This window comes from Spirillospora sp. CA-294931 (genome assembly GCF_050946795.1).
Taxonomy (GTDB): domain Bacteria; phylum Actinomycetota; class Actinomycetes; order Streptosporangiales; family Streptosporangiaceae; genus Spirillospora.
Genome location: NZ_CP192006.1, coordinates 2,420,086 through 2,447,024, shown reverse-complemented (window position 1 = coordinate 2,447,024; position 26,939 = coordinate 2,420,086). Strand labels below are relative to the sequence as shown.

The window sequence follows — 26,939 nt, the reverse complement described above, 5'->3', positions numbered from 1 at the left end:
ACCCCCAGGCAAACACTGGGGTGGAAGGGTGTGGTTGTGGAGACCGCGCGGGACGTTTTCAGGGTGCTGGCCGGCCGGTACGCCTTTGGCGATCTTGAGGCGCTGGTGGCGGAGGGGGTTCTCTCGCCTCGTAGTGCGGAGCCGGTGGCGGCGCTGTGTGCGTTCGGGCAGCGGGTGCTTGATCTGGACGCCGAAGATTTCGGGATGCCTGAGGCGGTCGGGGAGGTGCCCAAGGACCTTCTGGATCGGGCGCGGGCCAGCCGGATGCCTCAGGCGCCCAAGGAGCGTCCCCGGGGAGCGTTGGCCAGTCTGAGGCCGGCGTATGCGCTGTTGCTGGAGGTCATCGCCATTCGGTGGCGGCGGCGGGAGATGGCGCCGCTGGTGGCCGCCGTCCATATCGCGAGCGAGTATCTCGCGCTGCTGGCCTGGGAGCCGGTGCTCGGGCACGCGGGCGACCCGGCGTTGATCGGAGCGGCTGTCACCGGGCCCGACAGCCGGTTCGGCGTCCCGGTGGAGCCGGGGTCTGAGCGGAAGTGCGACCACACTCGGCCGGAACGTTCCGCGTGCGAGCGGACGCTGCGGGTCTCCAACGAGCCTCCTCCCGGGTGGCGCGCCTACCTCGACCGGCAGCACAGCCAGGTCGCGCAGGCCCTCGGCGACTGCGCGTCCCGCTGCCGGACGCCCTGCAGCGTCATGACCCGGCTGGACGAGAAGGTCCGCGCCGACCTGGTGAGCCGGTGCAAGCTCGCGGCCGACTTCACCGACACCGCCGTGGTCAAGCTGCGGCACGCGGCGCCGGTCGGGCACGGGTTCGGCGTCCCGTCCCCCGAAGAGGTCGAGACGGCGTGGGCGCGGGCCTGCGCGTCCATGCGGCATCATCCCCTCGGCAAGGCGGCGCTGGCCGGGGCGAACGGCGATTCGTACCCGCTACCGGGCCTGCCCGCGATCTTCTCCGTGATCGCCGGTGCCGAGATCGTGCCGGACGACCTCCTGCACGGCGTGACCGTCCGGCTCGCGTCCGCTCTGGCCTGACAGGGGCGCGAGCGCTGCCCGCACCCGGGGGTCGGACGCCAGATCCTCCAGCTGGACGGTCATGCCGTCCGCGTCGGCCAAGGGCACGCGCCAGTTGGGGTACTCGTCGACCGTCCCGGGCTGGTTCTGGGTGCGGCGCTCGCCGACCGCGTCCGCCAGGGAGATCCCGATGAGGCGGGCCGGGGTGAGCGTCAGGAAGGCGTGCAGGGCCCGGACGACGTCCTCGTCCTCCCGGTACAGGGATGACAGGAGCCCGCGCGCCTGCAACATCGACAGCCATTCGGCGAGCTGGCGCCGGTGGTCGGCTGCCTCCTCGTCGCTGGATCGGGTGAGCAGGCCGAGCCGGTCGCGCAGCTCGATGTGGTCGCCGTGCAGGAAGCCGGTGATCGGGGGCATGTCGTGCGTGCCGACGGTGGCCAGCGACGCCTCCCGCCAGAACTCCGGGGGTCTCGGGCGGCCCTGCTGGTCGCGCTCGAACCAGAGCAGGGACGTGCCCAGAACGCCCCGATCGGCCAGGTCGTCGCGCACTTCGGGCTCGACCGTGCCGAGATCCTCCCCGATGATCACCCCGCCGTGCCAGTGGGCCTCCCAGACCAGGCACGAGAGCAGGGCGTCCCGGTCGTACCGGACGTAGGTGCCGTCGGCGGGCGAACCGCCCTCGGGCACCCACCAGAGCCGCGAGATCTGCATGGCGTGGTCGAGCCGCAGCCCTCCCCCATGCCGCAGGGCCGCCCCCACCATGGCCCTGAACGGGCCGTAGGCGGCCTCCGCGAGGCGTTCGGGGTGCCAGGGCGGCTGGCCCCAGTCCTGGCCGCGCTGGTTGAACTCGTCGGGCGGAGCGCCCACGCTCATGCCGGGAGCGAACATCGAGCCGAAGATCCAGGTGTCGGCGCTGCCCGGGTGCACGCCGACCGCCAGGTCATGGACGATCCCGATGGGCATCCCGGCCTCGCGGGCCGCGCGCTGCGCCGCGGCGAGCTGCTCGTCCAGGCGCCACTGGACCCACAGATGGAAGTCGACGCGGCGGGCGAGGCTCTTGGCCGCGGCCGCCACCGCCGTGCCCGCGGGGTCGTGCAGCTCGGCGGGCCAGCGGCGCCAGTCGGCGGTCCCCTGCTTCTCGGCCAAGGCGCACCAGGTGGCGAACGAGGTCAGGGCCTTGCCCTCCCGGGTGAGGAAGTCGTCGAAGGCCGTGCCCCGGTCGTCGGAGTACAGGTGAAGGAGCTCCAGGGCCTCCCTTTTTGCCGCCCATACCGCGTCCCGGTCGATGCTCTCGTCATGGGCCCTCGCGGCGGCCGCCAGGGCCGCAACGTCCTCGCGGTCCCCCTTGGGCAGGCTCGCGAACTCGGGGACGTCCTCCACCCGCAGATACAACGGGCTGGGAAAACGGCGGCTCATCGGGGAGTAGGGCGACGCACCGATGGGCGGCACCGGTTCGGTCGCGTGCAACGGATTGACCAGGACGAATCCCGCCCCCGTATCGCGTCCGGCCCAGGTCGCGAGATCGGCGAGGTCGCGCAGGTCGCCCATGCCCCAGGAGCCGCGTGACGTGAGCGAGTAGAGCTGGGCGGTCAGCCCCCAGGCCCGGGGCGGTTCGGGGAGCCGGGCCGGGGCCACGAGCAGCTGGGTCATGTCCGACTGGCCGTTGCCGCGCACCCGGATGCGATGCCACCCGAGCGGCACGGTCGCGGGGACGCGGTACTGCCTGACCAGGCCGTCCTCGGTGCGGGCGGTGGTCCCGCGAAGCTCGCCGGCCCATTCCTCCTGGTCCAGCCACAGATCGTGGGGTCCCTTCGCCCCCCACGGAACGGTGATCGGCCGCGGGTCCCCGGGGCTGCGGACCAGGAACTCGGGGAGCAGCCTGGGGGGCGGCTTCTCCGTGCCCAGGGAGTCGAGCACGGCACGCAGCGTCTCCGGCGAGACCTTGGTCTCACGCCCGCGCCAATCGGTGTAGACGGTCGCCACGCCCCGGGCCCGGGCGCGGGCCTCCAATCGCTCATCCTTCACACAGCCTCCATGCCCCACATGCGCGGCCCTAAGGCCCCTCGCGTCCGGCTTGCCGAGGGTTCAGCCCCAGATCTCGGGCTTGCGGTCGATCCAAGGCCGGGCCTCCTCCAGCTGGGCGGCGAGGGAGATCAGCGTGCCCTCGGCTCCCAGGCGTCCGGCGAGCATGACGCCGATGGGGAGGCCGTCGTCCGTCCAGTGCAGCGGGACGTTGACGGCGGGCTGCCCCGAGATGTTGTAGGGGGCGCAGAACGGCGTGAACAGCTTCTGGCGGCGGAAGTTCTCCTCGGGCTCCTCCCCGTGGAAGTGGCCGACCGGCACCGGCGGCGCGGCCAGCGTCGGGTGCAGGATCGCGTCGAACTCGTCCATGATCGGGAACGCCGTCCGGAGCGCGGCCTGGAGGGTGGCGTGCGCCTGGAAGATCTGGGTGGCCGAGGTGGCGCGGCCCCGCTCGCGCAGCCAGCGGGTCAGCGGCTGGAGCAGGTGCTCGCGCTCGGGGTCGACCGGCGTGAGCGTGGCCATGACGCCCCAGAGCAGCTCGAAGTGCGGGACGAGGTCGGGCCCGAGCACCGGGGGCAGCTCCACGACCTCGTGGCCGAGCTCCTCCAGGAGCGCGGAGGCGTCGTCGTAGGCCCGGACGCATTCGGGGTGCACCTCGGCCTCGCTCACGGGCGGGGTCATGCTCCGCGCGATCCGCAGGCGGCCCGGGGCGCGGTCGGCGAAACCGAGGAAGGTCTCCCCGGGGGCCAGTGGCGGGGCGGCGTAGATGTCGCCGGGCATGTGGCCCGCCATGACGTCCAGCAGGAGGGCGGCGTCACGGACCGTCCGGGCGATCGGGCCGTTGGTGGCCAGACCGAAGAGGTCCGGATTGATCGGTCCCTGCGAGACGCGGCCACGGGTGGGCTTGATGCCGAAGAGGCCGCAGACGCTGGAGGGAATCCTGATGGAGCCGCCGCCGTCGCTGCCCTGGGCCACCGGCGCGAGGCCCGCCGCCACCGCCGCGGCCGCTCCTCCGCTGGAGCCGCCGGCCGACCGGGAGAGGTCCCACGGCGTCCGGGCGGGTTCTGCCACGCCGCTCTCGGTATAACAGGGCAGTCCGAATTCGGGGGTGCTGGTCTTGCCCAGAAGGACAGACCCCGCTTCCCTCAGGAGGACGACGACGTTGTCGTCAAGAAAACCGGTCAGATCGGCAAAAACCTCCGATCCGAGCGTGACTCGCACGCCCTCGACCAGATTGAGGTCCTTGACCGGAACCGGCACCCCCAGAAGCGGCGGCAGATCTGCCTGGTCAGCGGCGTCCATGACCCGCTTCTCGGCCAGCCTCGCCTGCTCGCGCGCCAGCTCGGCGGTCACCGTCACGTAGGCGCCGACCTGCGGGTTCAGCCGCTCGATCCGCTCAAGGTAGTGGTCGGTGATCTCCACCGGGGACAGCTCGCGCGCACGGACGGCCTCGGCGAGGCGGGTAGCGCTCAGGTCATGGGTATGTGTCACACCGGGGAACGGTAGACGCCTCATGAGCGAGCATCAAAGATGGCATCCAGGGCACGACTCGGGAAGAGGGGGTGAATGCCAACCTACCCAGCCAGGACAGACGCGAATCACCCAGACTTGGCGACAAAACTATTAACCCGGCATGGCTAGTCGCCGAACCTGGAAATGATTACTCTGCGCTCGGAGGATCATGCATCCGACGCGAAAGGAATACGGAGCGTCACTCATGGCGATCATGGAGCGGGGCAACTCACAGGAGGCGCGGGGGCAGCCTCATGAACGGACCGACGAGGAAAAGCCCGACGGCCGCACCTACGGCGATCTGCTGAACGACCCCAAGATCCGCCGGTGGGCGCAGCGCGTCGGCGTGGCCGTCGCGCTCGGCATCGCGTTCGCGGTCGTCTTCGACTTCCGGATCGGAGTCACCGTCGCGGTCGCGGCGGTCGTCTTCGACACCGTCCGCCGCTCGCGCAAGAGCACGAGCGTGCAGGCGTGGCAGAAGTCGTCGGCGGCCGAGCGCCGGACCGAACGGCAGCTCAGGGCCCTGGAGAAGGCCGGTTACCGCGTGTTGCACGCGCGGGCCGTCCCCCGCGACGACGAGGGCGTCAGCGACGGCCGGATCGATCACCTGGTGATCGGCCCGAGCGGCGTGTACGCCATCGACTCGGAGAAGTGGGACAAGCGCCTGCCCGTCCGCACCCTGTCCCACCGCAAGCTCTTCCACGGCCCCTTCAACAAGAAGGACCGCCTGGACGAGGCCCGGTGGGAGGCCGACCAGGCCAGCAAGATCATCGCCGGGAAGGTCGGCTTCGACGTGCCGGTCCAGCCGTCGGTGGCCATCTACGGTCCGTCCATTCCCTGGAAGGTGATGAGGGTCCGGGACGTCGACGTCTACTCGGGCAACCGGGCACGGGGCTACCTGCGCCGGCGTCCGAAGATCCTGACCGAGACCGACGTCCACAACATCTACACCGCGGCCGAGAACGCTCTGCCGCCGAAGTATCCCGACTAAGGGTCCCGCGGGGCGGCCCAAGCCAGGGCCGCCCGAGCGCAAGGCTCAACGACGAGCCCCTCCGGAGGGGCACCCCGGACGCCGGGGTGCCGCTCCGACGAACGCATCGCAGGCCGTTGCTACCATGGAGACCAGCACGGGCCGGCCTGACACGACCTCTGGCGAGCCGGCGGCAGCGCCGCGATCCGCCGCTGCGACCTGCTAGTTCACCGCACGCCACCAGGTTGAGAGGTCCCGCGATGCCGCCGCTCAGATCACGCACGGTCACCCACGGCAGGAACATGGCGGGCGCCCGCGCCCTCATGCGCGCCAGCGGCGTGGAGCGCGACGACTTCGGCAAGCCGATCATCGCCCTGGCCAACAGCTTCACCCAGTTCGTCCCCGGGCACGTCCACCTGCGCGAGGTCGGCGACATGGTCGCCGCGTCCGTCCGCGAGGCGGGCGGCGTCCCGCGCGAGTTCAACACGATCGCGGTCGACGACGGCATCGCCATGGGCCACGGCGGGATGCTCTACTCGCTGCCGTCCCGCGAGCTGATCGCCGACTCCGTCGAGTACATGGTCAACGCGCACTGCGCCGACGCCCTGATCTGCGTCTCCAACTGCGACAAGATCACCCCCGGGATGCTGATCGCCGCGATGCGGCTCAACATCCCCACCGTCTTCGTCTCCGGCGGCCCGATGGAGGCCGGCAAGCCCGTCGACGGCGTCACCAAGCTCGACCTGATCGACCCCATGATCGCCTCGGCGGACGACTCGGTCTCCGACGAGCGGCTGGCCGAGATGGAGGAGAACGCCTGCCCGACCTGCGGGTCGTGCTCCGGCATGTTCACCGCCAACTCGATGAACTGCCTCACCGAGGCCATCGGCCTGGCCCTGCCGGGCAACGGCACCGTCCTGGCCACCCACGTCGCGCGCAAGAAGCTCTACGCCGACGCCGGACGCACCGTGGTCGAGATCGCCAAGCGCTACTACGACCACGACGACGAGCGCGTCCTGCCGCTGAACATCGCCACCCGCGACGCCTTCGAGAACGCCATGGCGCTCGACATCGCGATGGGCGGCTCCACCAACACGATCCTGCACCTGCTGGCCGCGGCCCGCGAGGGCGGCGTCGACTTCGGCCTCAAGGAGATCGACGAGCTCTCCCGCCGCGTCCCCTGCGTCTGCAAGCTCGCGCCCGCCACCGCCAAGTACCACGTCGAAGACTGCCACCGCGCGGGCGGCATCCCCGCCCTGCTCGCCGAGCTCGACCGCGCCGGGCTCCTGCACCGCGACGCCCACACGATCCACTCGAACTCGCTGCCGGAGTTCCTGGCCAAGTGGGACGTCACGTCCCCCGACGTCCTCCCCGAGGCCGTCGAGATGTTCCACGCCGCCCCCGGGGGCGTCCGCACCACCCAGGCGTCCGGCCAGAACGCCCGGTGGGAGACCCTCGACCTCGACCGCGCCGAGGGCTGCATCCGCTCGGCCGAGCACGCCTACACCGCCGACGGCGGCCTCGCCGTCCTGTACGGCAACATCGCCCCCGACGGCGCCATCGTCAAGACCGCGGGCGTCGAAGAGGAGCTGTGGACCTTCACCGGCCCCGCCGTCGTCTTCGAGAGCCAGGAGGACGCCGTCGAGGGCATCCTCGGCGGCAAGGTCACCGCGGGCGACGTCGTCGTCATCCGCTACGAGGGCCCCAAGGGCGGCCCCGGCATGCAGGAGATGCTCTACCCGACGAGCTTCCTCAAGGGCCGCGGCCTCGGCAAGGCGTGCGCCCTGATCACCGACGGCCGCTTCTCGGGCGGCACCAGCGGCCTGTCCATCGGCCACGCCTCCCCCGAGGCCGCCGCCGGCGGCGACATCGCCCTGGTCGAGAACGGCGACCGCATCGTGATCGACATCCCCCGCCGCGTCCTGGAACTCGACGTCCCCCAGGCCGAACTCGCCACCCGCCGCGAACGCCTCCTGAAGGACCTGGGCACCTACCGCCCCCGAAACCGCCACCGCCCCGTCACCGCGGCCCTCCAGGCCTACGCCGCCATGACCACCTCCGCGTCCACGGGCGCCACCCGAGACATCACTCAACTCTCCCGCTGACCGGCGGCCCCAATCCACGACAAAGCTCGCGAGGTGCGCGGCGACGGAGTCGCTGGGCACCTCGCGTTTTGCCTGGTGGGCTAGCTGCAGCAGCCTCCGCCGCAGCAGCCGCCTCCGGTGGCCGGGCGGGGTTGGGGGGTGGACGGGGCCTTGCCGGTGACGGCGACCGTGGACAGGAGCTTCACGGTGTCGGCGTGGCCGGCCGGGCACGGAGCGGGATCGGACGCCTCGATCATGGGACGGGAGACCTCGAAGGTGTCTCCGCAGGCGCGGCAGCGATAGTCGTAACGTGGCACGCGACCAGGATACGCGTGCCTAGGCGGCGGGTTCGGTCACGTAGGGGGCCCACTGGGGGTCGCCGTCGTGGACGATGCCGATCAGGCGCCAGTGCGCGCCTCGGGGGACGCCGGGGGTCATGGGGAGCGTCCAGCCGAGTTCTTCCAGGAGGCGGTCGGCCTTGCGGTGGTTGCAGGCCATGCAGGAGGCGACGCAGTTCTCCCAGACGTGCTTGCCGCCCCGGCTGCGGGGCTGGACGTGGTCGATGGTCTCGGCGCGGCGGCCGCAGTAGACGCATCGGAAGCTGTCGCGGCGCATGAGGGCGGCGCGGGTGAGGGGGACGCGGGTGCGGAACGGGATCCGGACGTAGCGGCGGAGCCGGATGACCGAGGGGACCTCGATCGACATCGTGGCCGAATGCAGGACGGCGCCCGAGGCGTCGTTGTGGACGATCTCCGCCTTCTCGCGGAGCACGAGGCAGACCGCGCGGCGGAGGGGAAGGGTCGTGAGGGGTTCGTAGGTCGCGTTGAGGAGGAGGACTTGGCGCATCAGACGGCCTCCGCCGGGCTCTGATGACCTCCGCTCGCCTCGGCGGGCGCGATCGAGCGCGCCTCCCACCGAGGCCCGATTATTGTCTCCGGCACCTGCGCACTCGCCATGAGGACCTCCTCAGGGGCGAACCACCCTGAATCAGTGTGGCGCCTGAGGGAGGTCGTCCGCTACCCCATTAATCCCCACTTGCGTGCCGGATCGAACCCCGAAGGGCCCCGCCGCCGCGTCCGGCGGCGGCGGGGACCCCGTCTCAGCGCCTCGGCGGGTCGGGCTCGGCCGGGGCCGAACCCTGCTCGACGGCGGGACGCACCGCCGGCTCCACGTCCTGCCCGGCGGCCGGAACCGGCCCCTGCTGCCAGGTGACCCGGCCGTTGATCTGGACGGTCCCCGACGCCTCCGCCGGAATCTGCGCCACCAGCGTGCCGGTGCGGGAGACCCCCTTGGCCAGGAGGCCGTACTCGCACCTGACCGCGGTGGCCAGCGCCTTGCAGCCCGGGCTGACCGAGGCCATCTTCAGCATCGGTGTCAGCTTGTGGGTCAGGACGACCTTGTGCACGTCCATGGTGCCGCTGTTCTTGATCGTCCAGTGCCAGGTGACCTTGTCCCCCGCGTCGGCGATCTCCGGAGAGGAGTAGGCGAAGTCCACCTTGGCTGCGGCGGGCTCGGCCGTCCGGGCCTGGGCGGGCAGTGCCGCGGCGGCCAATGTGGCGCCCACCGCGACGGCGCCGGCGGCGGCACGCGTGAGCATGCGGCCGCCGACGATAGTGCTCTTCATGTGTTTCAACCCCCGATTGGAAGAGCTGTCTCGACCCAGCCACTACTACCGAAGATGACCTGCGCATTCATCTCGCCACACGTGGTGACGGGCGACGCCGGACCCGCCCCTGCCCGTTGTTGACCTCGCGGGGCGTGGCGGTGCGGCGAATGAATACAGTTCAGATCATGAGCCGACCGTCGTATCCGCCCGCCCAGCGCCAGGACCTGGTGGAGACCCTCCACGGACATCAGGTCGCCGACCCGTTCCGCTGGCTGGAAGGCCGCGACAGCGCCGACACCGGGGCGTGGCTGGCCGCGCAGGACGAGCTCTTCCACCGGACGGTCGACGGCCTGCCCGGACGCGAGCGGCTGCGCAAGCGCCTGGGCGAGCTGCTGGCCTCGGGCAGCGTCGGGTCGCCGATCTGGCGCGGCGAGCGGCGCTTCTTCACCCGGCGGATGGCCGAGCAGGAGCATCCCGTCCTTTACACCGTCGACCCGGACGGCACCGAGCGGGCGCTGGTCGACCCGATGGCGCTGGACCCCGACGGCACCACGACCCTGGACGGCTGGCAGCCCGACAAGGAGGGGCGGCTGCTGAGCTACAAGGTGTCGCACGGCGGTGACGAGGAGTCGCTCCTTTACGTCATGGACGCCGCCACGGGCGAGCTGGTCGAGGGGCCGATCGACCGCAGCCGCTATTCGTCCATTGCCTGGCTCCTCGGGGGCGAGGCGTACTACTACGTCCGGCGGCTGCCCGCGACGGAGGTGCCGGCGGGTGAGGACCAGTACCACCGCCGGGTGTATCTGCACCGGGTGGGAACCGACCCCGACACCGACGATGTGCTGATCTTCGGCGACGGCCGCGAGAAGACCAACTATTACGGGGTCGGCGTGAGCCGGGACGGCCGCTGGCTGACGATCTCGGCCTCGCAGGGGACGGCGCCGCGCAACGACCTGTGGATCGCCGATCTGACGGCCGGGCCCGTCGAGCGTCCCGAGCTGCGGGTCGTCCAGGAGGGCGTGGACGCCGAGACGGGCGTCCACGTGGGCCGCGACGGCCGCGCCTATGTGTTCACCGACCTGGACGCGCCGCGCTCGCGGCTGTGCGTGGCCGATCCCGCCGCACTGCACAAGGGCGGCTGGCGCGACCTGATCCCGCAGGACGACGAGGCCGTGCTGAGCGACTTCGCGATCCTGGACGATCTCGACCGCCCGCTCCTGCTGGCCGGCTGGACGCGCCATGCGATCAGCGAGATCACCGTCCATGACCTGGCGACGGGCGAGCGGGTCGGCGAGGTGCCGACGCCGGGGCTGGGCTCGATCGGCGGGCTGGTCGAGCGTCCCGAGGGGGGTCACGAGGTGTGGTTCGGCTACACCGACAACGTCACGCCGTCGTCGGTGCTGCGCTTCGACGCGCGGACCGGCGAGACCTCGCTGTGGGCGTCGGCGCCGGGCACCGTGGAGGTCCCCGACCTCGACACCCGCCAGGTGACCTACGAGTCGCTGGACGGGACGCCGGTGCGGATGCTGGTGATCTCGCGTCCGGGCTCGACCGGGCCGCGTCCCACCATCCTTTACGGGTACGGCGGCTTCAATGTGCCGCTGACGCCGTCCTACTCGGCGAGCATCCTGGCCTGGGTGGAGGCGGGCGGTGTGTACGCGGTCGCCAACCTGCGCGGCGGGTCCGAGGAGGGCGAGGAGTGGCACCGCGCGGGCATGCGCGAGCGCAAGCAGAACGTGTTCGACGACTTCCACGCGGCGGCGGAGCGGCTGATCGCCGACGGGCTGACGACGTCCGAGCAGCTCGCGATCTCGGGCGGCTCCAACGGGGGGCTGCTGGTGGGGGCGGCGATGACGCAGCGTCCCGAGCTGTACCGCGCGGTGGTGTGCTCGGCGCCGCTGCTCGACATGGTGCGGTACGAGAAGTTCGGGCTCGGTCAGACCTGGAACGACGAATACGGGAGCGCCGATAACCCGGAAGAGCTGGAGTGGCTCCTGTCGTACTCGCCGTACCACCACGTCCGCGAGGGCACCCGGTATCCCGCGACGCTGTTCACGGTGTTCGACAGCGACACCCGGGTCGATCCGCTGCACGCCCGCAAGATGTGCGCGGCGCTCCAGGCGGCGACGGCCTCCGACGACCCCGTCCTGCTGCGGAGCGAGGCCGAGGTGGGCCATTCGGCGCGGTCGGTCAGCCGCTCGGTGGAGCTGATGACCGACACGCTGTCGTTCCTGGCGGCCATGACCGGCCTCCACCTGGAGTGACCGTGGGCTACATCACATCAAACCCATCCGAACCGCCAAATCTATTGACATGTGCTCGAATTAGGGAGTGACTTCCTCGATGGCGACGAATCCCACCGTCCGGGAGCGGATTCTGGGGCTGCTGGCGTCCCCGCCGTCGGCCGTGAACGACGAGCGCGGCTATCTCGACCTGCTCGGCCCGGCGGACGAGCCGCCGCCGACCATCGCGCAGCGCACGATGCAGTCGACGTTCCTGCCGCAGATCTACGAGCGCGTGTGGCGTCCGGTCGGGTTCAACCTGATGAAGGGCTGGCCGGTCGGGCCCGACACCGCCGGTGAGCAGCGGCTGGCCCGCGACTGGCTCGGCCTCGGGCAGCCGCGCGACTCCGGCAAGCCGGACGCCACCGTGCTGGACGTGGCCTGCGGCCCCGGCAACGTCACCCGGGGCCTGGCCGCCGGGGTGGGCGAGAAGGGCCTGGTCGTCGGGCTGGACGCCGCGCCGGGCATGCTGGCCCGCGCCGTCGCCGACAGCCGGGCCGACGAGCCCGTCGGCTATGTGCGGGGCAACGCCGTCCAGCTCCCGTTCGAGGACGACGCGTTCGACGCCGTGTGCTGCTTCGGCGCGCTGTACCTGTTCGACGACCCCTGGGCGGCCGTCGACAGCATGGTCAGGGTGCTCAGGCCGGGCGGACGGCTGATCATCCTGACCACCCGGCGTCCGGGCCTTCCGGTGATCCGCGAGGGCGCCGAGGTGTTCGGGAAGCTGTCGGGGGTATCGATGTTCGGCGACCGGGAGGTCACCCGCGCCCTGACCGACCGGGGCCTCACCGACCTCCGGCAGCGCCGGTTCCCGGCGATGCAGATCGTCGGAGCCGGAAAACCCTGACCCGCCGGGGGCGGGCAGGTATGGGGGCAGCACCAGGGCTCCGCCGAGGCTCCCGAGCCGCGGCGGCCTCGCACCGGGCCGCGCCGCCGGTGCGAGGCCGTCGCGGCTCGGGCGACGACGGCCTCAGCGCAACGGTTTCTCGATGTAGATGTTGACGATTCCGCCGATCACCTCGCGCCGCACCTCCGTCCAGCCGAATCGACGGTAGAGCCGCAGCGCGGGCTCCTGGAACTCGGTCGTGTCGGCCCGCAGTACCCGGTACCCGTACTCGACGGCCCGTTCCTCCAGGGCCTGGACGACGGCCGCCCCGTATCCCCGGCGCTGCACGTCGGGATGGACGCGCAGCCGCACCATCTCGACCGCGTCCAGCGGGGCCTCGGTGGTGGACGCGCCGAACGCGCGCGCGCCACCGCTGCCGCCAGATATCAGGTCGGCCCGCCGGAGGCCGCCCATGGCGACGATGCGCCCGTCCACCTCGCCGACGAGGAACTCACCGCCGCCCGAGAGGTAGAGGTCGTCCATCTTGAAGAAGTCGTGCTCGTAATAGACGCCGTCCCCGGGACGCAAGCCCACCCGGGCCAGGCCGTCCCTGTGCAGAGCGAGGACGGTGTCGTGGTCGGCCGACTCGTAACGCCGCAGCCGCAGCTCGCCGAAGCACCACACAGGAGGCGTCTCCTGCACCCGAACCAGCCCCCGTATGGCTCGGGCCTTCTCCGGTTCGTGCGGAACGCCCTGATGCGCTTCCATGACGCGTCAGACCTGCTCTGAGCGAGGCACCGCCGCCGGGGGCGGCTCCGTGGTCGGACTCGTCACCGTCGGGCCCGACAGAGCCTCGTAGAAGTCCTTGAGCGCCGGTATCTCGCCGCACCTGGCGTTCACCGCGGCGCCGAGCTGGCGGGCGCGGTGGACCAGGATCGCCGAGCGGTGCTCGGTGGGCAGGTCGAGGATGGCGTCCTGCCCGGCCTGCAACGCGGCGTCGGGGTGGCCCGCGTGCAGCTGGCAGGTCGCCCGGTCGAGCCGGACCAGCGTGAGGTCGACCCGGTCGGTGGGCGAGTAGAGCGTCAGCGCCCGGCTCAGCGCCTCGTCGCCGTGCTTGTGGTCGCCCAGGTTGGTGAAGGTGTCGCCCTCGTAGAAGGTCATCTGGCGCTCGGTGAACCCGAAGACCAGATCTCCCGTCTTCTCGTTGGACAGCTGGTCGAAGACCGCGCGACCGCGGACCAGGGCCCGGCGGGCGCTCGGCCCGGCGTCGCCGCGTCCGCGCAGGGCCAGCTGGCCGAGCGCGCGCGCCTCGACGGCGGGCGCCATGGCCGCGGCCACGCTCGGGTTGCGTCCGGCCAGGTCCTGCGCCTTGCGGGCCAGGTGCAGCGCCTCGCGCGGGTCGCCGTAGTACATCGGCAGGACGGCCTCGCGCACGGTGACCCACGCCCGCAGGTGACGGTCGCCGGTCTCGTCGGCGGCCGTCCGCGCGGTGCGGAAGAACGACCGGGCCAGCCGGTGGTCGCCCAGATTGATCATGATGAGGCCCGACAGGCCGGACAGCTGCGCGGCCAGACGGCACAGGCGCTCCTGCAGGTCGACGGGCTGCCGCTTGTCGCACATGCGCCGGACCTCGCTGAAGTCCAGCAGAACGTCGCAGAGCATCCGCAGGGACGGCGTCGCCTGGTACAGCTGCCCGTAGCCGGCCGTGGTCTCTTCCCACTGGTCGAGCATGGTCGGTGAAACGGTCGCGTTGACCAGCGTGTCGTCCATCTTGCGACGAAGATTGTCGACGGCACCAAGGAACTGTCCGTCGAGCGCCACGCCCGCTCCGGCCAGAAGTTGCAGAAGGGTTCTACGAAGCACGATGTCCTCCTCTCCCACATCCATCGATACGGGACCTTCGGCGCGGTCAGGTCCACGGTGTTCGTTGACTGATATCCAGCGGCGGTCGTCGGGTCGGGGGATGACGACCGACCCGATCAGCGCGTCGGGTTCGTCACGGCGTTCGGCCGTCCGGTGGGGCGGGGCAGTCGCCGCTCCCGGACGGACCGCGTGTCCGCGGCCGCAGATGCACGGGCTCGTGAAGCCGAGCTCGTCGGGTTCGACCCGGTAGACGGCGCACAGGTAGTGCAGGTACTCGGGCCCGGGACGCTTGTAGCCGCTCTCGTAGGCCGACAGCAGCGTCTCCCCCAGCCGGGGAGCCGGCTTGCCGTCCACCTCGTAGAGGGCCCTCACCTGGGCGACGATGTCGGAAAGGGCGACGCCGTGCGAAAGGCGGTGCGCCTTGACCTGGCTCGTGCCGAACAGCGGCCCGCACTGATTGTGGATCTCTTGTGCGATCTCCACCGGGCAACGCCCTCGAGCCAGCCCATGCGCGCGAATTTTGCGCGCTATGTCCGTCTCTTTCGGAGGGGGGTCCGACATCGTTTCCGGCCTCCTCACCGCTGAGCCCGATGACCGTCCCCCGGAAGGGACTGCCTTCGATCACGGCGACCGGGTTTCAAATGGCCACGACAGATAATCTCTCGCGCACGCAGCGTAACTCCCGCAACGGGGCAGGCCAAGCTATTCTCGCGAAAGCACGCGCTCCGGGTGGCCCCTTCAAACCCCGGGTAGAGAATCTTCCTCCGGAGAGGGGTGAACCTTCCCCCACGGTGGTGAAAACACGTACTTCCCCGGCAGGCGCCCTCTTGACCCGACCCCGTGAGAGTTGCAATTCTCGCCGCGAGTAACAGCACGGCTTCGGAGAGTTCGATCACAGACGGCGACCGGGGGGCAGTCCCCGGAGCCCGATCGACGGAGGGGGTGCGCAGGTGGTCAGCGACAGACGCGTCGGCTACCTCGAGAGGCTGGTACATGAGCTCGACACGCGCGGGCTCGTCGCGCGTGTGGTGCGAACGCGCTCAGGTCCGGCCTTCCTCAGGGTCGTCAATCCCGAGGCCGCCAGCCTCGCGGAGGACGTGACCTGCGCTCCGGCCCCCGAATCCCACGACCACTACTACTGGTGGTCCTGGGGCGAGCGTCTCCACCGGGTCGACGACCCGAGAGGAGCCGCGCTCAAGCTCGCGCACGTCCTCCAGCCCCTCCACCCCGTCGGCGGCGACGGCGCCTCCAGCGTCCGCACCCCGTCCTGGGAATGGCAGCACGGTCACCCCTAGGTCCGGGTGTGTCCCGCGGTCTCGCGGCCGAACCGGCGCGGCAGCCGCCGAGCCCGCGGGACACACCCCCGGCCCACCTCGCCCCAACATCTGAAGAAGGCCCAAGCCTGGACACGAACCCACCACCGCTCAGCCCCCGTCCCCGAAACAAGATCCCCCTCGGGCACCGCTCAGGCTGAGGCCCAACCAAGCCCAGCCGGGCCAGCGCCTCAACCGAGGCACCGCTGGTCCGGGTGGGCTCAGGGCTCTCAGGCGGCCCTTCCCGGCCGGGTATCGCCACTCGTCCTGCGTTGTACGAAACGGTCGTCACCGTCCCCTACGATCGGCTCGTACCGCCGCAGGTCCACGGCGAAGTGACGCGATACCCACAACCGGCCGGGGAGGGTCTGTTTCCATGTCACTCACCCTCGCAGCCCTCACGCTCGCGGGCGGCTCCGCGCTGCCCTGGGAGACGAGCGACGTCACGCCCGAGGTCGCGTGCAACTCCACCGACCCCAAGGTCGCGCCGAAGGACCCGAGCGCGGCGTGCCGGGTGGTGTGGAACGTCTCCCACAACGAAGACTTCACCCGGTTCTTCGGCACCTGGCTCGACGCTCCGATCAACACCCTGTTCGTGATCATCGTGGTCTTCCTGGTGGCGTTCCTCGCCCGCAGGATCGCGCATCGGATGATCAGTCAGATCACGGTGCGGATGGCCGAGGGGACGATGTCGGAGAAGGTCCGCGAGCGGACGCGGACGGTCTTCGACGGCAGCCCGGCACTGCTCAACCAGCGGCGCGCGAACCGGGCCAAGACGCTCGGGACGGTGCTGAGCAGCATCGCCTCGATGGTGATCTTCGCGACGGCGCTGTTCACGATCCTCGGGCAGCTCGGGCTGAACCTCACGCCCATCCTGGCCAGCGCGACCGTGATCGGCATGGCGGTGGGCTTCGGCGCGCAGAACATCGTCAAGGACTTCCTGGCCGGAATGTTCATGCTGCTCGAAGACCAGTACGGCGTCGGCGACGTGATCGACGTGGGCAGCGCCAAGGGCACGGTCGAGGCGGTGACGCTGCGGGTCACCCGGATGCGGGACGTCAACGGCGTGGTCTGGTACGTCCCCAACGGCGAGATCAAGAAGGTCGGCAACGAGTCGCAGAACTGGGGACGCGCCGTCCTCGACATCCCGGTCGAGATCGACGAGGACGTCGAGAAGGTCAGGGAGATCCTCCAGGCGACGGCCAACGAGCTGGCGAGCAACCCCACCTGGGAAGAGCTCATCCTGGAGGAGCCCTCGGTCTGGGGCGTCCAGGCGCTGGCGGGCGACGCGGTGATCGTGCGGATCGTGCTCAAGACCGCGCCGGGACGCCAGGCCGATGTTGCGCGCGAGCTGCGCGAACGTGTGAAGAAGGCGTTCGACCAGGCGGGTGTGACGGTCGCCACCCCCGCGACGGCCGGTTGATCAAGGTGCGCGGGGCGGGTTCCGCTCGCATAGGGTGGGGATCGCTATGGCGCAACAGGTGACGTTTTATGAGGCGGTAGGCGGCGAAGAGACGTTCCGGCGTCTGGTCCACCGTTTCTACGAGGGAGTCGCGGCCGACCCCCTGCTCCGTCCGCTCTACCCCGAAGAAGACCTGGGTCCGGCCGAAGACCGGCTCCGGCTCTTCCTCATCCAGTATTGGGGCGGGCCCAACACCTACAGCCAGGAGCGCGGCCATCCCCGGTTGCGCATGCGGCACAATCCCTTCGTGATCGGCGAGGCCGAGCGCGACGCCTGGCTGCTGCACATGCGCGAGGCCGTGGACGAGCTGGAGCTTCCCGAGCAACTGGAGAAAATGCTCTGGGACTACTTCACGATGGCCGCCCAGAGCATGGTGAATGCCCCCACCTAAGCGGGTAGATCGCGGTGTATGACGCGAATTCCCCCGGCTTGGTGGCGCGATGCCGTCGTCTACGAGGTGTACGTCCGCAGCTTCGCCGACTCCAACGGGGACGGCGAAGGAGACCTTCAGGGAATCCGCTCGCGCCTGGGTCATCTGCGCGACCTCGGCGTGGACGCCCTGTGGCTCACCCCGTTCTACCCGTCGCCGCTGGCCGACGGCGGCTACGACGTCGCCGACTACCGCGACGTCGATCCCCGGTTCGGCACGCTGGACGACTTCGACGCGCTGGTGGAGGGCGTCCACGCCCAGGGGCTCCGGCTGATCGTCGACATCGTCCCGAACCACACCTCCGACCGGCACCCCTGGTTCCAGGAAGCGCTGGCCTCGCCCCCGGGGTCGCCCGCGCGTGACCGCTACCTGTTCCGTCCGGGCAAACCGCTGGACGGCGAGCGGGAGGACCCGCCCAACGACTGGCCGTCGGCATTCGGCGGCCCGGCCTGGTCGCGGCTGCCGGACGGCGACTGGTACCTGCACCTCTACGCGCCCGAGCAGCCCGACCTGAACTGGCGCCACCCCGAGGTGCGGCAGGAGTTCGCCGACATCCTGCGCTTCTGGCTCGACCGCGGGGTGGACGGGTTCCGCATCGACGTCGCCGCCGGGCTGTTCAAGGACGCCGAGTTCACCGACCTGGCGGGACGCAGCAGGCGGGTGGTGAACGGCCCGATCTTCAGCCGTCCCGAGGTCCACCGGCTCTACCGGGAGTGGCGCGCGATCCTGGACGGCTACGAGGGCGAACGGATGGCGATCGGCGAGGTCTGGACCGACAGCCCCGACGACCTGGCGCTGTACCTGCGCCCGGACGAACTGCACCAGGTCTTCCAGTTCGATCTCCAGTTGGCGCCCTGGTCGGCGTCCGCGTTCCGCGAGACCGTGACGACCGCGCTCAAGGCCATCGCCCCGACCGGCTCGGCGCCCACGTGGGTGCTGTCGAGCCACGACTCCGTCCGTCACGTCACCCGGTACGAGCAGCCCGCAGGAGTCCTGGGGATCGGCCTGGCGCGCGCCAAGGCGGCGCTGCTGTTCCTTCTGGCGCTTCCCGGGTCGGCCTACCTCTACCAGGGCGAGGAATTCGGCCTCCCCGAGGTGACCGACATCCCCGACGCCGCCCGCCAGGACCCGATCTGGTCGCGCAGCGGCGGCACCCAGGTGGGCCGTGACGGGTGCCGCGTCCCCCTGCCCTGGGCCGGAGACCACGAGCCGTATGGGTTCTCCCCCAACGGCGCCAAGCCGTGGCTGCCGATGCCTCGGGACTGGGCGTCCTACACTGCCGAGGCCCAAGCCTCGGACCCGGATTCGACCCTGTCGTTCTACCGGCGTGCACTGGCGGAGCGTCTCCGCCTGCTCCCGCAGTTGCCGGAGGCACTGGAATGGCTGGAGTCCCCCGAACCGGCCGTGTTCTTCCAGCGGGGGCCGCTCACCTGTGCCCTTAACTGCGGGGACAACCCCGTCCGGCTCCCGACCGGCACCGTGCTGCTCGCCAGTGGCCCCTGCTACGGGGACCTGCTTCCGGGCAATACCGCCGCTTGGGTCGTCCAATGACTCGCGGCGTGCCCCCATACGGGTGACACGCCGCGAGATCAGCGATCAGAACGTCAGAGCTTCGGACGCTCAAGCTGGAGCGGGTCGACCGCGTCCGACGGGACGGTCGAACGCGTCCGCGCCGTGGAGGACACGTTCGCCCAGCGCAGGAGGTCGGCGATCGCCTTGCTCTTGTGCTCGGCGGGCAGCTTGTCGATCAGTCGGCCGCTGTGGTTCATGCCCGGCGCGACGTAGTAGTACGAGTCGCGGGAGCCCTTGCCGAGGCGGAACGGCTCGGCGCGCCACGGGTCGTTGGCCCCGTAGATGAACATCAGGCCGGTGCCCTTGGTACGGACCCACTTGTCGATGTCACGCATCGCCTTGCCGCCGTCCCACTTCACTGGGATGGACGAGGGAAGGTACGCGCGCGCGTTGTTGTAGGTGCTCTCGTACCGGAGGTAGGGGCGCAGGTGCTTGAACTTGGGGTTCGGCGCACCCAGCTCGTAGCCCGCCTGGTAGTAGTACGGCAGGTACGGGTCAAGGCCCTGGTCGGTGTAGAACGACAGGCCGGCGATCTCGTCCAGGCTCTTGTAGAGCTCGTCGTCGGACGCCTTCACCGCCGGGACGGTGCCGCAGTCCGACTGGAGCTTGTACTGCCAGAAGCCCCACTCGTAGTCCATGACCGAGTTCTCGAACGCGCGGTCCATGGAACGCAGGTACTTGAACGTCCAGCCGTTCTTGGCCGCGTCGGCCTCGAAGCGCTTGAGCATCGCGGGCCGCCGCTTGAGGAACTCGCGGGCGACGTCCTTGAGCTGCGCGCGGCACTTGGCGTCCGAGCCGACCGAGGCGAAGAACCGGTCGTAGGCCGAGTCCTCGCGGTCGTTGACGTTGTTCGGCGCCACGTAGACGACGCTGCCGTCCACGTCACGCGGGTAGAAGCGCTTGTGATAGACGGCCGTCATGCCGCCCTTGCTGGCCCCCGTGGAGATCCACTTCGCCTTGTAGATCCGCTTGAGCTCCCGGATGATCCGGTGCTCGTCGGTGGCGGCCTGCCAGATCGTGTCCTTCTTCCAGTCCGTCGGCACGGGCCGGGACGGGCTGAAGTAGCGGTACTCGACCGAGACCTGGTTGCCGTCGACCAGCGCCGTCGGCTCGGACCTGAACATGGTCTCGGGAGTGTGGTACCCGCTGGTGTAGAGCACCATCGGACGGCTCTCGGCCTTGTGCTGGAGCATGATCCGCTGCTCGAACCACTGGCCGTTCGGACGCCGGTGGTCGACCGGCTGCTTGTACTTCAACCAGAACCAGCGGTAGCCGGGCAGATTCGAGGTCTTCTCCTCCACCGTCAGGCCACGGATCTTCTTCAGCTCGACGGCGACATCGCCGGCCTGGGCCGGGGCGCCGGTCTGCACCGCCTGCACCGCCGAGACAGCCGTCCCCGTCACGCCGGCAGCGAGCAGCAGGGCCAGTGCCCCCTGAGTAACGCGCCGCATCCTTCCCCCTTCACGTGGGATCACCACAAACCGCGTGGTGACCCTAGAGGGAAAAGTGGGGTCAAAACGGAATACGGCGGTGCTTGTTACTCATCCGTGACAGGTCGGTTGTCGGAGGGACATGCCGTCAGACGGCCCCACCCGTCACGAAGTGGGCGACCAGCCAGCCGAGCCCGACGACCAGGGCCAGCCTGCGCAGCTGCCAGCCGAACGGCTTGCCGCGGATCGCGAACACGCGCCAGACCAGCTCGGACAGGGTGTCGCCCGGCTGCCGGTTGAAGGCCGCGGGCAGCTCGATGACGAAGAACATCAGAATCCAGAAGATCCAGGCAGCGAGATAGGGGGACATCACTCACCTCGAAAGGGAACACTCTCCCTATTTCGATCCCCCGAATTACTGATCGTTATCCCGCCCTTACCGGGCCGGACGAGGAACTTTTCCAGCAAACACCCATCTTTCCCAAGGGGGTTTCACCCGTTCACCCATGGCGCTAATCACCCTCGGCGAAGGCTCCGACGAAAAGGGTTGCCACCGGCAAAGGCATCAGAAAAGGCCGGGCGGATGAAGCGCGACCCCGTCGTCCCACGGCGCGAGCCGCTCGAAGAGCCGCTCATCGTGCCAGCGCCCGTCCACATGGATATGCCGCCGCGCCACACCCACCACCGTGAACCCGTTACGCGCCAGCACCCGCTGGGACGCGTGATTGTCGACCCGGGTGAACGCCTCCACCCGATGCAGCCCCAGCTCCCCGAATGCCACATCGAGAGCCTGCCGGACAGCCTCGCTCGCGACACCTCGTCCCGTCCGGGAACGCGCCACCCAATACCCCACGAAACAACTCTGCAGCGGGCCGCGCAGGATGTTGTTGAGCGTGATCCGCCCGGCGACCTCGCCGTCCACCAGGATCACCCCGGGCCACATCTCCCCCAGCGCCAGGGCGCTGACCAGCCCATAGAGGTTCTCGCGCTGTCCCCGGACGGTGTAATAGGCCTCCTCGCGCTCCGGCTCCCAGGGCCGCAGATGATCACGGTTGTCGCGACTCAACTCGGCCAGCGTCTCGGCGTCCTCGACCCGCACGGGCCGCAACGCCACCCGCACCCCACGCGCGACGCCCCAAGGCGAAACAGCCGTCATCTCAACCCGTCCGAGCAAACGACCCCAGCCACCAGCCCACCGAAGCGCCCATCCACCCAACGCCCCCGCGCCCGATCGCCCTCAAGCACACCGTCACCGCTCATGCCAGCGCCCCACCCGACCACGCACCCCGCCCCAGGCGCGACAGCGACGCGCTCCAGCAACGAGCAGCCCGTCCACGACGTAGACGCCCGGACGGCGGAGCGACACCTCCAGCCCGGCCCCAGGCACGACGGCGACGCCCCAAACGCCGGCGCCGAGAAGCCCGCAAGCCACGCCGCCCGACCTGCGACGCCCGCCCGCCAACCGGACGGCAAGACACAACGCCTCCAGCCCGGCCGCACACCACTGGCCCAAGCACGACGGCGACGGCCCCACATTCCGGCGACGAGGAGCCCGCACAGCACGCCGCCCGGCATAGGACGTCCATCCGCCAACCAACGGCCGGACGGCCCGCACCCCCACGCCTCCAGTCCGGCCGCGCACCCCGGCCCAGGCGCGACGGCGACGCCCCCGCTTCCAGCGACAAGCAGCCCGCACGCCGCGCCGCCCGGCATGCGACGTTCAACACCACCCCGCCGACCGACGTCCGGACGGCGCGGCCTCCGCGCAGCAGGGGCCCGGCCACGCGGGCGCCCCGCCACCTGCGCGCGACGCCCCGCGCCTGCGGTCGTCATGCCGACGGTTCCGTGTACCGTCCGATCAACTCCAGCTCGGCGGGGGTGAAACGGCGCAGGCGTCCCGTCTCGACGTTGAAGGCGACCAGTGTCGAGGTCGCCTCGGCGTAGACGTGATCGTCGTCCCGCACCTCGTAGGCGAGCTTGAACGAGGCCGCGCGCGCTTCGGTGACCCACGTTTCCACCCGCACCGGGTACACGGTCGGCATCAGCGGACGCCGGTAGTCGATCTCGTGCCGGGAGATCACCAGCCCCCGCACCGGCTCGTCACCCTTGCGTACGGGGTCGCCGTGGAACATCTCCAGCCGAGCGTCCTCCAGGTACCCCAGGAACTTCACGTTGTTCACGTGCCCCTGCGAGTCGATGTCGCCGAAGCGGAGATTGAACTCGTAGACATGCCGGTACTCGGACGCGGGTCGCGCGCTGTCTGACATGCACTCACCTGGGGGCTTAGGGGGAACGATCAGGCCGATGTTACCCGTCCGGCCCGATCACCCAGAACGTCCGCGACCCGGAGGCCGCGGACGTTCTGGGGAGGACGGGCCCCCATGCGGCCCGTCCAAAGATCAGTCGCGCGTGAGCTTACGGTGCGTCACCCGATGCGGACGCGCCGCGTCGGCACCCAGGCGTTCGATCTTGTTCTTCTCGTAGTCGGCGAAGTTGCCCTCGAACCAGAACCAGTTCGAGCCCTCTTCCCAGGCCAGGATGTGCGTGGCGATGCGGTCGAGGAACCACCGGTCGTGCGAGGTGATCACGGCGCAGCCGGGGAACTCCAGCAGCGCGTTCTCCAGGCTGGACAGCGTCTCGGTGTCGAGGTCGTTCGTCGGCTCGTCCAGCAGAAGCACGTTGCCGCCCTGCTTGAGCGTCAGCGCCAGGTTCAGCCGGTTGCGCTCACCGCCGGACAGCACCCCGGCCGCCTTCTGCTGGTCGGGCCCCTTGAACCCGAACGCCGCGACATACGCCCGCGACGGCATCTCGACCTGGCCGACCTTGATGTGGTCGAGCCCGTCCGAGACGACCTGCCACACGTTCTTCTTCGGGTCGATCCCCCCGCGTCCCTGGTCGACGTAGGAGATCTGCACCGTGTCGCCGACCTTGAGCTCGCCGGAGTCGGCCCGCTCCTCGCCCACGATCATCCGGAACAGCGTCGTCTTACCGACACCGTTCGGGCCGATCACACCGACGATGCCGTTGGGCGGCAGGTTGAACGTCAGGTTCTCCATGAGCAGCCGGTCGTCGAACCCCTTGGTGACGCCGTCGGCCACGATCACGGTGCTGCCCAGGCGCGGACCCGGCGGGATCTGGATCTCCTCGAAGTCCAGCTTGCGGGTCTTGGCGGCCTCGGACGCCATCTCCTCGTACCGGGCCAGACGCGCCTTGCTCTTGGTCTGCCGCGCCTTGGGGTTGGAGCGGACCCATTCGAGCTCGTCCTCCAGGCGCTTCTTGCGCTTGGCGTCCTTGTTGCCCTCGACCTTGAGCCGCTCGGCCTTCTTCTCCAGGTAGGTCGAGTAGTTGCCCTCGTAGGGGAAGAGCCGTCCGCGGTCGACCTCGCAGATCCACCCGGCCACGTTGTCAAGGAAGTACCGGTCGTGCGTGACGGCCAGGACCGTCCCCTCGTACTTCTCCAGGAACTGCTCCAGCCACTGGACGCTCTCCGCGTCCAGGTGGTTGGTGGGCTCGTCCAGCAGCAGCAGGTCGGGGTGCTCCAACAACAGCTTGCACAGCGCGACCCGGCGTCGCTCACCACCGGAAAGGTTGGCAACGGGGTAGTCGCCCGGAGGACAGCGCAGGGCGTCCATCGCCTGCTCAAGCTGGCTCTCCAGGTCCCACGCGTTGCGATGGTCGAGCTGCTCCTGCAGCTTGCCCATCTCCTCCATCAGCTCATCGGAGTAGTCGGTCGCCATCTTCTCGGCGATCTCGTTGAACCGATCGACCATCGCCTTGGTCTCGGCCACGCCCTCCTCGACGTTCCCGAGAACCGTCTTGTCCTCGTTCAACGGGGGCTCCTGCTGGAGCATCCCCACCGTGAACCCCGGCATCAGGCGGGCATCGCCGTTGGAGGGCTGCTCCAGCCCGGCCATCATCCGCAGCAGCGTCGACTTGCCCATGCCGTTCGGGCCCAGGACACCGATCTTCGCCCCGGGCAGGAAGCTCATGGTGACGTCATCAAGAATGGTCTTGTCACCGTGCGCCTTGCGCACGCGCTGGAACGTATAGATGTACTCCGCCATATCCTCAAGCCTAGGGGGTCCCGGACACCATTTCGTCGCACCCGCCTCTACCCCCCAAACCCCACCCCGAAAAGCCCTCTCCCGATCCCGCAACCCCCAAGATCGCCCACCCCCAAAGCCCACCCCACGTCCACCCACCAAACACACCCGCCCCTCAATCACCCCCCAGCCCCGCAGATAAGTGCGCCCCCCCAACCACACACCGTGCCCCACCCCAGACGCGAGCACTTGGCCAAGCCGCGCCCCGACCCGACCCGGCACGGCATGGCCCAGCGCGGCCCGGAACGGGACGGCGCGGCCCGGCGCGGCCCGGCGCGGCCCGGCGCGGCACAGCCCGGCCCGGCACAGCCCGGCCCGGCCCGGGACGGCGCGGCACGGGACGGCGCGGCACGGGACGGCGCGGCACGGGACGGCGCCGCCCGGGACAGCGCGGCACGGCCCGGCGCCGCCCGGGACGGCATGGCCCAGCGCGGCCCGGGACGGCATGGCCCAGCGCGGCCCGGGACGGGACGGCCCGGCCCGGCCCGGCGCGGCCCGGCGCGGCACAGCCCGGCCCGGCACAGCCCGGCACAGCCCGGCCCGGCCCGGGACGGCGCGGCACGGGACGGCGCGGCACGGGACAGCGCGGCACGGCCCGGCGCCGCCCGGGACGGCATGGCCCAGCGCGGCCCGGGACGGCATGGCCCAGCGCGGCCCGGGACGGGACGGCCCGGCCCGGCGCGGCCCGGCACGGCACGGCACGGCGCCGCCCGGGACGGCATGGCCCGGCGCGGCCCGGCGCCGCCCGGGACGGCGCGGCATGGGACGGCGCGGCACGGCCCGGCACGGCACGGCCCGGCACGGCACGGCACGGCACGGCGCCGCCCGGGACGGCATGGCCCGGCGCGGGGCGGCGTGGGGCGGCGTGGGGGCGAATGGTCGAGCCGGGTGGCGGGGCCTCCTCACCGTCGTCATTTGGTGGCCACCACTACCCCGGACGCGCCGAGCTGGGGGGCTAGCGGTTTGCAGGCTAGGGCTCAGGGGACTTGGGCGCCTCGATCGCGGGGAGGCAGACTCGGTCACGTCCGGACTGTTTGGCCCGGTAGAGGGCGAGGTCAGCAGCGGCCAGCAGCTCGATGAGGTCTTCTCCGTGCATTCTGAAGAGGGCGACGCCCACAGAGATGGTCACGGTGACGGTGCCCTCCTCGGCGGGGACGGCCAGTCGGCGCACCCGGCCACGAAGACGCTCCGCCACGCGGCACGCCTCAACGGTGTCGGCACCCGGGAGCAGGACGACGAACTCCTCACCGCCGAAGCGTCCGACAACGTCGTAGTCGCGCAGCTGCCCGCAAAGGGTGTTGGCGACTGCGACGAGAACCTGATCGCCGACCAAATGGCCGTGCGTGTCATTGACGCGTTTGAAGTGGTCGATGTCGATGAGCAACAAAGCCAGCGGATCATGCGTTCGGTGCGAACGCGCGAGTTCGGTATCCGCCTCGCGCTGCCACGCCGCGGCGTTCAGAAGACCCGTCTTGGCGTCGGTGCGGGCGGCGGCCTGGAGTTGCTGGTGCATGAGGCTGCGCTGGAGCAGGACGACCGGCGGCAGCGCCAGAAGAAGAAGACCCAAGCTCAGGGTGCAGCTGATCGCGACCAGAACGCCCACACAGAGTTCGACCACGTCGAGCAGAAGGCTCTCTCGGGTCCACAGGACGTCCCGCCAGCGGCTCTCGGGGTCGGCGGCGTGGGCCGCGACCGCGACCAGCGCGGTGTTGAGGACGGTGAACAGCGCCGCGCAACCGATCGCCACGGGGATGCCCGGGTAGCCGTCGACCACCCAAGTGGGCGTCCCGGACAGCGGCTCGGACACAACGAGGTGGAAGACCACCGAAGCGGAGGCTCCCGCCAGGCCCATCGCGGACATGACCATGGCGCGGCGGTACACCAACGTGCGCCGCACCCGGAACTGGAGCACGACCTGCACCGGTATTGGCACCAGCAGCGCATATACGGGGGGCAGAAGAAGCGCCACCGGCAGCCACCAGGCGGACAGCAGGTCGCGAGCGACACCGGCGGGCACCCCGAGCCTCCGGGACGCCTCAACGCAGACCGCGCCGCAGGCCAGCAAAGCGGCAAAAGTCAGTAGATCATTGAGCCGGAACGGGGTGCTGAGCAGCCCGTTCGCGGTCAGCGCCAGGTGGACCGCGACGACCGCCGACACGTAGACCGCGAGCAGGGATGGCCGCCCCGGAACCCGTCGGCGGCGGGGCCTGTGCGCCAGCTCCCCACCACGGTCCTCGGCGGACGACTGCACTGCCGTCATCCTTCCCCCCTATGCATCACGTTGTGTAACACGATAATTGCAACGTGTGCGGAGTGGGCCGGAAACCGGTACCTTCGATTACGCACATGTGGGTGACCGTCACGGCACCCGCCGCGGGACCAGCGGGTTCGCGGTCCCAGCACACCCAGAGGGGGAAGGCATCATGCGCGGCGTTTCCTGGATCTAAGACGGC

22 protein-coding genes are annotated in these 26,939 nt (G+C 70.4%); 9 read left to right on the top strand and 13 right to left on the bottom strand.

Going from position 1 to position 26,939, the window contains the following annotated elements:
• Positions 1 to 36: 36 nt before the first annotated feature.
• Complete coding sequence (locus ACQPY4_RS11305) at positions 37 to 1,032, top strand: hypothetical protein (RefSeq protein ID WP_433335283.1); 996 nt, start codon at positions 37 to 39, stop codon at positions 1,030 to 1,032.
• Here ACQPY4_RS11305 and malQ read toward each other — a convergent pair.
• Complete coding sequence (malQ, locus tag ACQPY4_RS11300) at positions 928 to 3,036, bottom strand: 4-alpha-glucanotransferase (protein WP_433335281.1); 2,109 nt, start codon at positions 3,034 to 3,036, stop codon at positions 928 to 930. The genes ACQPY4_RS11305 and malQ overlap by 105 nt on opposite strands.
• A 60-nt stretch (positions 3,037 to 3,096) precedes the next feature.
• Positions 3,097 to 4,524: an amidase gene (locus ACQPY4_RS11295; protein WP_433335279.1), complete on the bottom strand. Its 1,428-nt coding sequence runs from the start codon at positions 4,522 to 4,524 to the stop codon at positions 3,097 to 3,099.
• A gap of 226 nt (positions 4,525 to 4,750) precedes the next feature.
• Between ACQPY4_RS11295 and ACQPY4_RS11290 the strand changes: the two genes are divergently transcribed.
• Together ACQPY4_RS11290 and ilvD are read left to right on the top strand one after the other, a co-directional pair.
• The gene (locus tag ACQPY4_RS11290) at positions 4,751 to 5,536 is read left to right on the top strand and encodes a nuclease-related domain-containing protein (RefSeq protein WP_433335277.1); all 786 of its coding nucleotides are present in this window, start codon (positions 4,751 to 4,753) and stop codon (positions 5,534 to 5,536) included.
• 239 nt (positions 5,537 to 5,775) lie between these two features.
• A complete protein-coding gene (ilvD, locus tag ACQPY4_RS11285) occupies positions 5,776 to 7,620 on the top strand; it encodes a dihydroxy-acid dehydratase (RefSeq protein WP_433335275.1) in 1,845 nt (614 codons plus the stop codon).
• 80 nt (positions 7,621 to 7,700) lie between these two features.
• Here the strand turns inward: ilvD and ACQPY4_RS11280 are convergent, their stop codons facing one another.
• From ACQPY4_RS11280 to ACQPY4_RS11270, 3 genes are all read right to left on the bottom strand, one after another.
• Entirely contained in the window at positions 7,701 to 7,916 is a 216-nt protein-coding gene (locus ACQPY4_RS11280) for an FmdB family zinc ribbon protein (protein WP_433335273.1), read from the bottom strand.
• Between the two features lie 19 nt (positions 7,917 to 7,935).
• Complete coding sequence (locus ACQPY4_RS11275) at positions 7,936 to 8,445, bottom strand: HNH endonuclease (protein WP_433335271.1); 510 nt, start codon at positions 8,443 to 8,445, stop codon at positions 7,936 to 7,938.
• Between the two features lie 253 nt (positions 8,446 to 8,698).
• Entirely contained in the window at positions 8,699 to 9,223 is a 525-nt protein-coding gene (locus ACQPY4_RS11270; RefSeq protein WP_433335269.1) for a hypothetical protein, read from the bottom strand.
• 167 nt (positions 9,224 to 9,390) lie between these two features.
• Here ACQPY4_RS11270 and ACQPY4_RS11265 point away from each other — a divergent pair, with 167 nt between their 5' ends.
• Together ACQPY4_RS11265 and ACQPY4_RS11260 are read left to right on the top strand one after the other, a co-directional pair.
• On the top strand, positions 9,391 to 11,469 hold the full coding sequence (locus ACQPY4_RS11265; protein WP_433335267.1) for a prolyl oligopeptidase family serine peptidase: 2,079 nt from the start codon (positions 9,391 to 9,393) through the stop codon (positions 11,467 to 11,469).
• Positions 11,470 to 11,548: 79 nt separating this feature from the next.
• A complete protein-coding gene (locus ACQPY4_RS11260; RefSeq protein WP_433335265.1) occupies positions 11,549 to 12,334 on the top strand; it encodes a class I SAM-dependent methyltransferase in 786 nt (261 codons plus the stop codon).
• 123 nt (positions 12,335 to 12,457) lie between these two features.
• On the opposite strand, the gene ACQPY4_RS11255 is transcribed toward ACQPY4_RS11260, so the two are convergent.
• Together ACQPY4_RS11255 and ACQPY4_RS11250 are read right to left on the bottom strand one after the other, a co-directional pair.
• Positions 12,458 to 13,081 carry a GNAT family N-acetyltransferase gene (locus ACQPY4_RS11255; RefSeq protein WP_433335263.1) on the bottom strand — a complete coding sequence of 208 codons (624 nt, stop codon included), beginning with the start codon at positions 13,079 to 13,081 and terminating at the stop codon, positions 12,458 to 12,460.
• A 6-nt stretch (positions 13,082 to 13,087) separates the two neighbouring features.
• Positions 13,088 to 14,659, bottom strand: a complete 1,572-nt coding sequence (locus tag ACQPY4_RS11250; protein WP_433335261.1) for an XRE family transcriptional regulator — start codon at positions 14,657 to 14,659, stop codon at positions 13,088 to 13,090.
• Between the two features lie 467 nt (positions 14,660 to 15,126).
• On the opposite strand from ACQPY4_RS11250, the gene ACQPY4_RS11245 reads away from it, so the two are divergent.
• The 4 genes from ACQPY4_RS11245 to ACQPY4_RS11230 all read left to right on the top strand — a co-directional run bounded on the left by ACQPY4_RS11245 (position 15,127) and on the right by ACQPY4_RS11230 (position 18,932).
• Entirely contained in the window at positions 15,127 to 15,471 is a 345-nt protein-coding gene (locus ACQPY4_RS11245) for a hypothetical protein (RefSeq protein ID WP_433335259.1), read from the top strand.
• A 394-nt stretch (positions 15,472 to 15,865) separates the two neighbouring features.
• Positions 15,866 to 16,912 carry a mechanosensitive ion channel family protein gene (locus tag ACQPY4_RS11240; protein WP_433335257.1) on the top strand — a complete coding sequence of 349 codons (1,047 nt, stop codon included), beginning with the start codon at positions 15,866 to 15,868 and terminating at the stop codon, positions 16,910 to 16,912.
• A gap of 58 nt (positions 16,913 to 16,970) precedes the next feature.
• Positions 16,971 to 17,342, top strand: coding sequence for a globin (locus tag ACQPY4_RS11235; RefSeq protein WP_433335255.1), 372 nt, complete (start codon positions 16,971 to 16,973; stop codon positions 17,340 to 17,342).
• An 18-nt stretch (positions 17,343 to 17,360) separates the two neighbouring features.
• Positions 17,361 to 18,932, top strand: coding sequence for a glycoside hydrolase family 13 protein (locus ACQPY4_RS11230; protein ID WP_433335253.1), 1,572 nt, complete (start codon positions 17,361 to 17,363; stop codon positions 18,930 to 18,932).
• 53 nt (positions 18,933 to 18,985) lie between these two features.
• Here ACQPY4_RS11230 and ACQPY4_RS11225 read toward each other — a convergent pair whose 3' ends face one another.
• From ACQPY4_RS11225 to ACQPY4_RS11200, 6 genes are all read right to left on the bottom strand, one after another.
• On the bottom strand, positions 18,986 to 20,404 hold the full coding sequence (locus tag ACQPY4_RS11225) for a S28 family serine protease (protein ID WP_433335251.1): 1,419 nt from the start codon (positions 20,402 to 20,404) through the stop codon (positions 18,986 to 18,988).
• A 127-nt stretch (positions 20,405 to 20,531) separates the two neighbouring features.
• On the bottom strand, positions 20,532 to 20,753 hold the full coding sequence (locus ACQPY4_RS11220; RefSeq protein WP_433335249.1) for a hypothetical protein: 222 nt from the start codon (positions 20,751 to 20,753) through the stop codon (positions 20,532 to 20,534).
• A gap of 195 nt (positions 20,754 to 20,948) precedes the next feature.
• Positions 20,949 to 21,539, bottom strand: coding sequence for a GNAT family N-acetyltransferase (locus ACQPY4_RS11215; RefSeq protein ID WP_433335247.1), 591 nt, complete (start codon positions 21,537 to 21,539; stop codon positions 20,949 to 20,951).
• Positions 21,540 to 22,212: 673 nt separating this feature from the next.
• Positions 22,213 to 22,650, bottom strand: a complete 438-nt coding sequence (locus ACQPY4_RS11210; protein WP_433335245.1) for an acyl-CoA thioesterase — start codon at positions 22,648 to 22,650, stop codon at positions 22,213 to 22,215.
• A gap of 132 nt (positions 22,651 to 22,782) precedes the next feature.
• A complete protein-coding gene (gene ettA / locus ACQPY4_RS11205; protein WP_433335243.1) occupies positions 22,783 to 24,447 on the bottom strand; it encodes an energy-dependent translational throttle protein EttA in 1,665 nt (554 codons plus the stop codon).
• Positions 24,448 to 25,456: 1,009 nt separating this feature from the next.
• Positions 25,457 to 26,746 (bottom strand): GGDEF domain-containing protein, encoded by a 1,290-nt coding sequence (locus ACQPY4_RS11200; RefSeq protein WP_433335241.1) that lies wholly within the window; start codon positions 26,744 to 26,746, stop codon positions 25,457 to 25,459.
• Positions 26,747 to 26,939: the final 193 nt, after the last annotated feature.

Coding starts and splice junctions, on each gene's coding strand:
- ACQPY4_RS11290 (WP_433335277.1), top strand. CDS start 4,751: ATGGCGATCATGGAGCGGGGCAACTCACAGGAGGCGCGGGGGCAGCCT.
- ilvD (WP_433335275.1), top strand. CDS start 5,776: ATGCCGCCGCTCAGATCACGCACGGTCACCCACGGCAGGAACATGGCG.
- ACQPY4_RS11275 (WP_433335271.1), bottom strand. CDS start 8,445: ATGCGCCAAGTCCTCCTCCTCAACGCGACCTACGAACCCCTCACGACC.
- ACQPY4_RS11270 (WP_433335269.1), bottom strand. CDS start 9,223: ATGAAGAGCACTATCGTCGGCGGCCGCATGCTCACGCGTGCCGCCGCC.
- ACQPY4_RS11265 (WP_433335267.1), top strand. CDS start 9,391: ATGAGCCGACCGTCGTATCCGCCCGCCCAGCGCCAGGACCTGGTGGAG.
- ACQPY4_RS11260 (WP_433335265.1), top strand. CDS start 11,549: ATGGCGACGAATCCCACCGTCCGGGAGCGGATTCTGGGGCTGCTGGCG.
- ACQPY4_RS11255 (WP_433335263.1), bottom strand. CDS start 13,081: ATGGAAGCGCATCAGGGCGTTCCGCACGAACCGGAGAAGGCCCGAGCC.
- ACQPY4_RS11240 (WP_433335257.1), top strand. CDS start 15,866: ATGTCACTCACCCTCGCAGCCCTCACGCTCGCGGGCGGCTCCGCGCTG.
- ACQPY4_RS11230 (WP_433335253.1), top strand. CDS start 17,361: ATGACGCGAATTCCCCCGGCTTGGTGGCGCGATGCCGTCGTCTACGAG.
- ACQPY4_RS11225 (WP_433335251.1), bottom strand. CDS start 20,404: ATGCGGCGCGTTACTCAGGGGGCACTGGCCCTGCTGCTCGCTGCCGGC.
- ACQPY4_RS11220 (WP_433335249.1), bottom strand. CDS start 20,753: ATGTCCCCCTATCTCGCTGCCTGGATCTTCTGGATTCTGATGTTCTTC.
- ACQPY4_RS11215 (WP_433335247.1), bottom strand. CDS start 21,539: ATGACGGCTGTTTCGCCTTGGGGCGTCGCGCGTGGGGTGCGGGTGGCG.
- ACQPY4_RS11210 (WP_433335245.1), bottom strand. CDS start 22,650: ATGTCAGACAGCGCGCGACCCGCGTCCGAGTACCGGCATGTCTACGAG.
- ettA (WP_433335243.1), bottom strand. CDS start 24,447: ATGGCGGAGTACATCTATACGTTCCAGCGCGTGCGCAAGGCGCACGGT.
- ACQPY4_RS11200 (WP_433335241.1), bottom strand. CDS start 26,746: ATGACGGCAGTGCAGTCGTCCGCCGAGGACCGTGGTGGGGAGCTGGCG.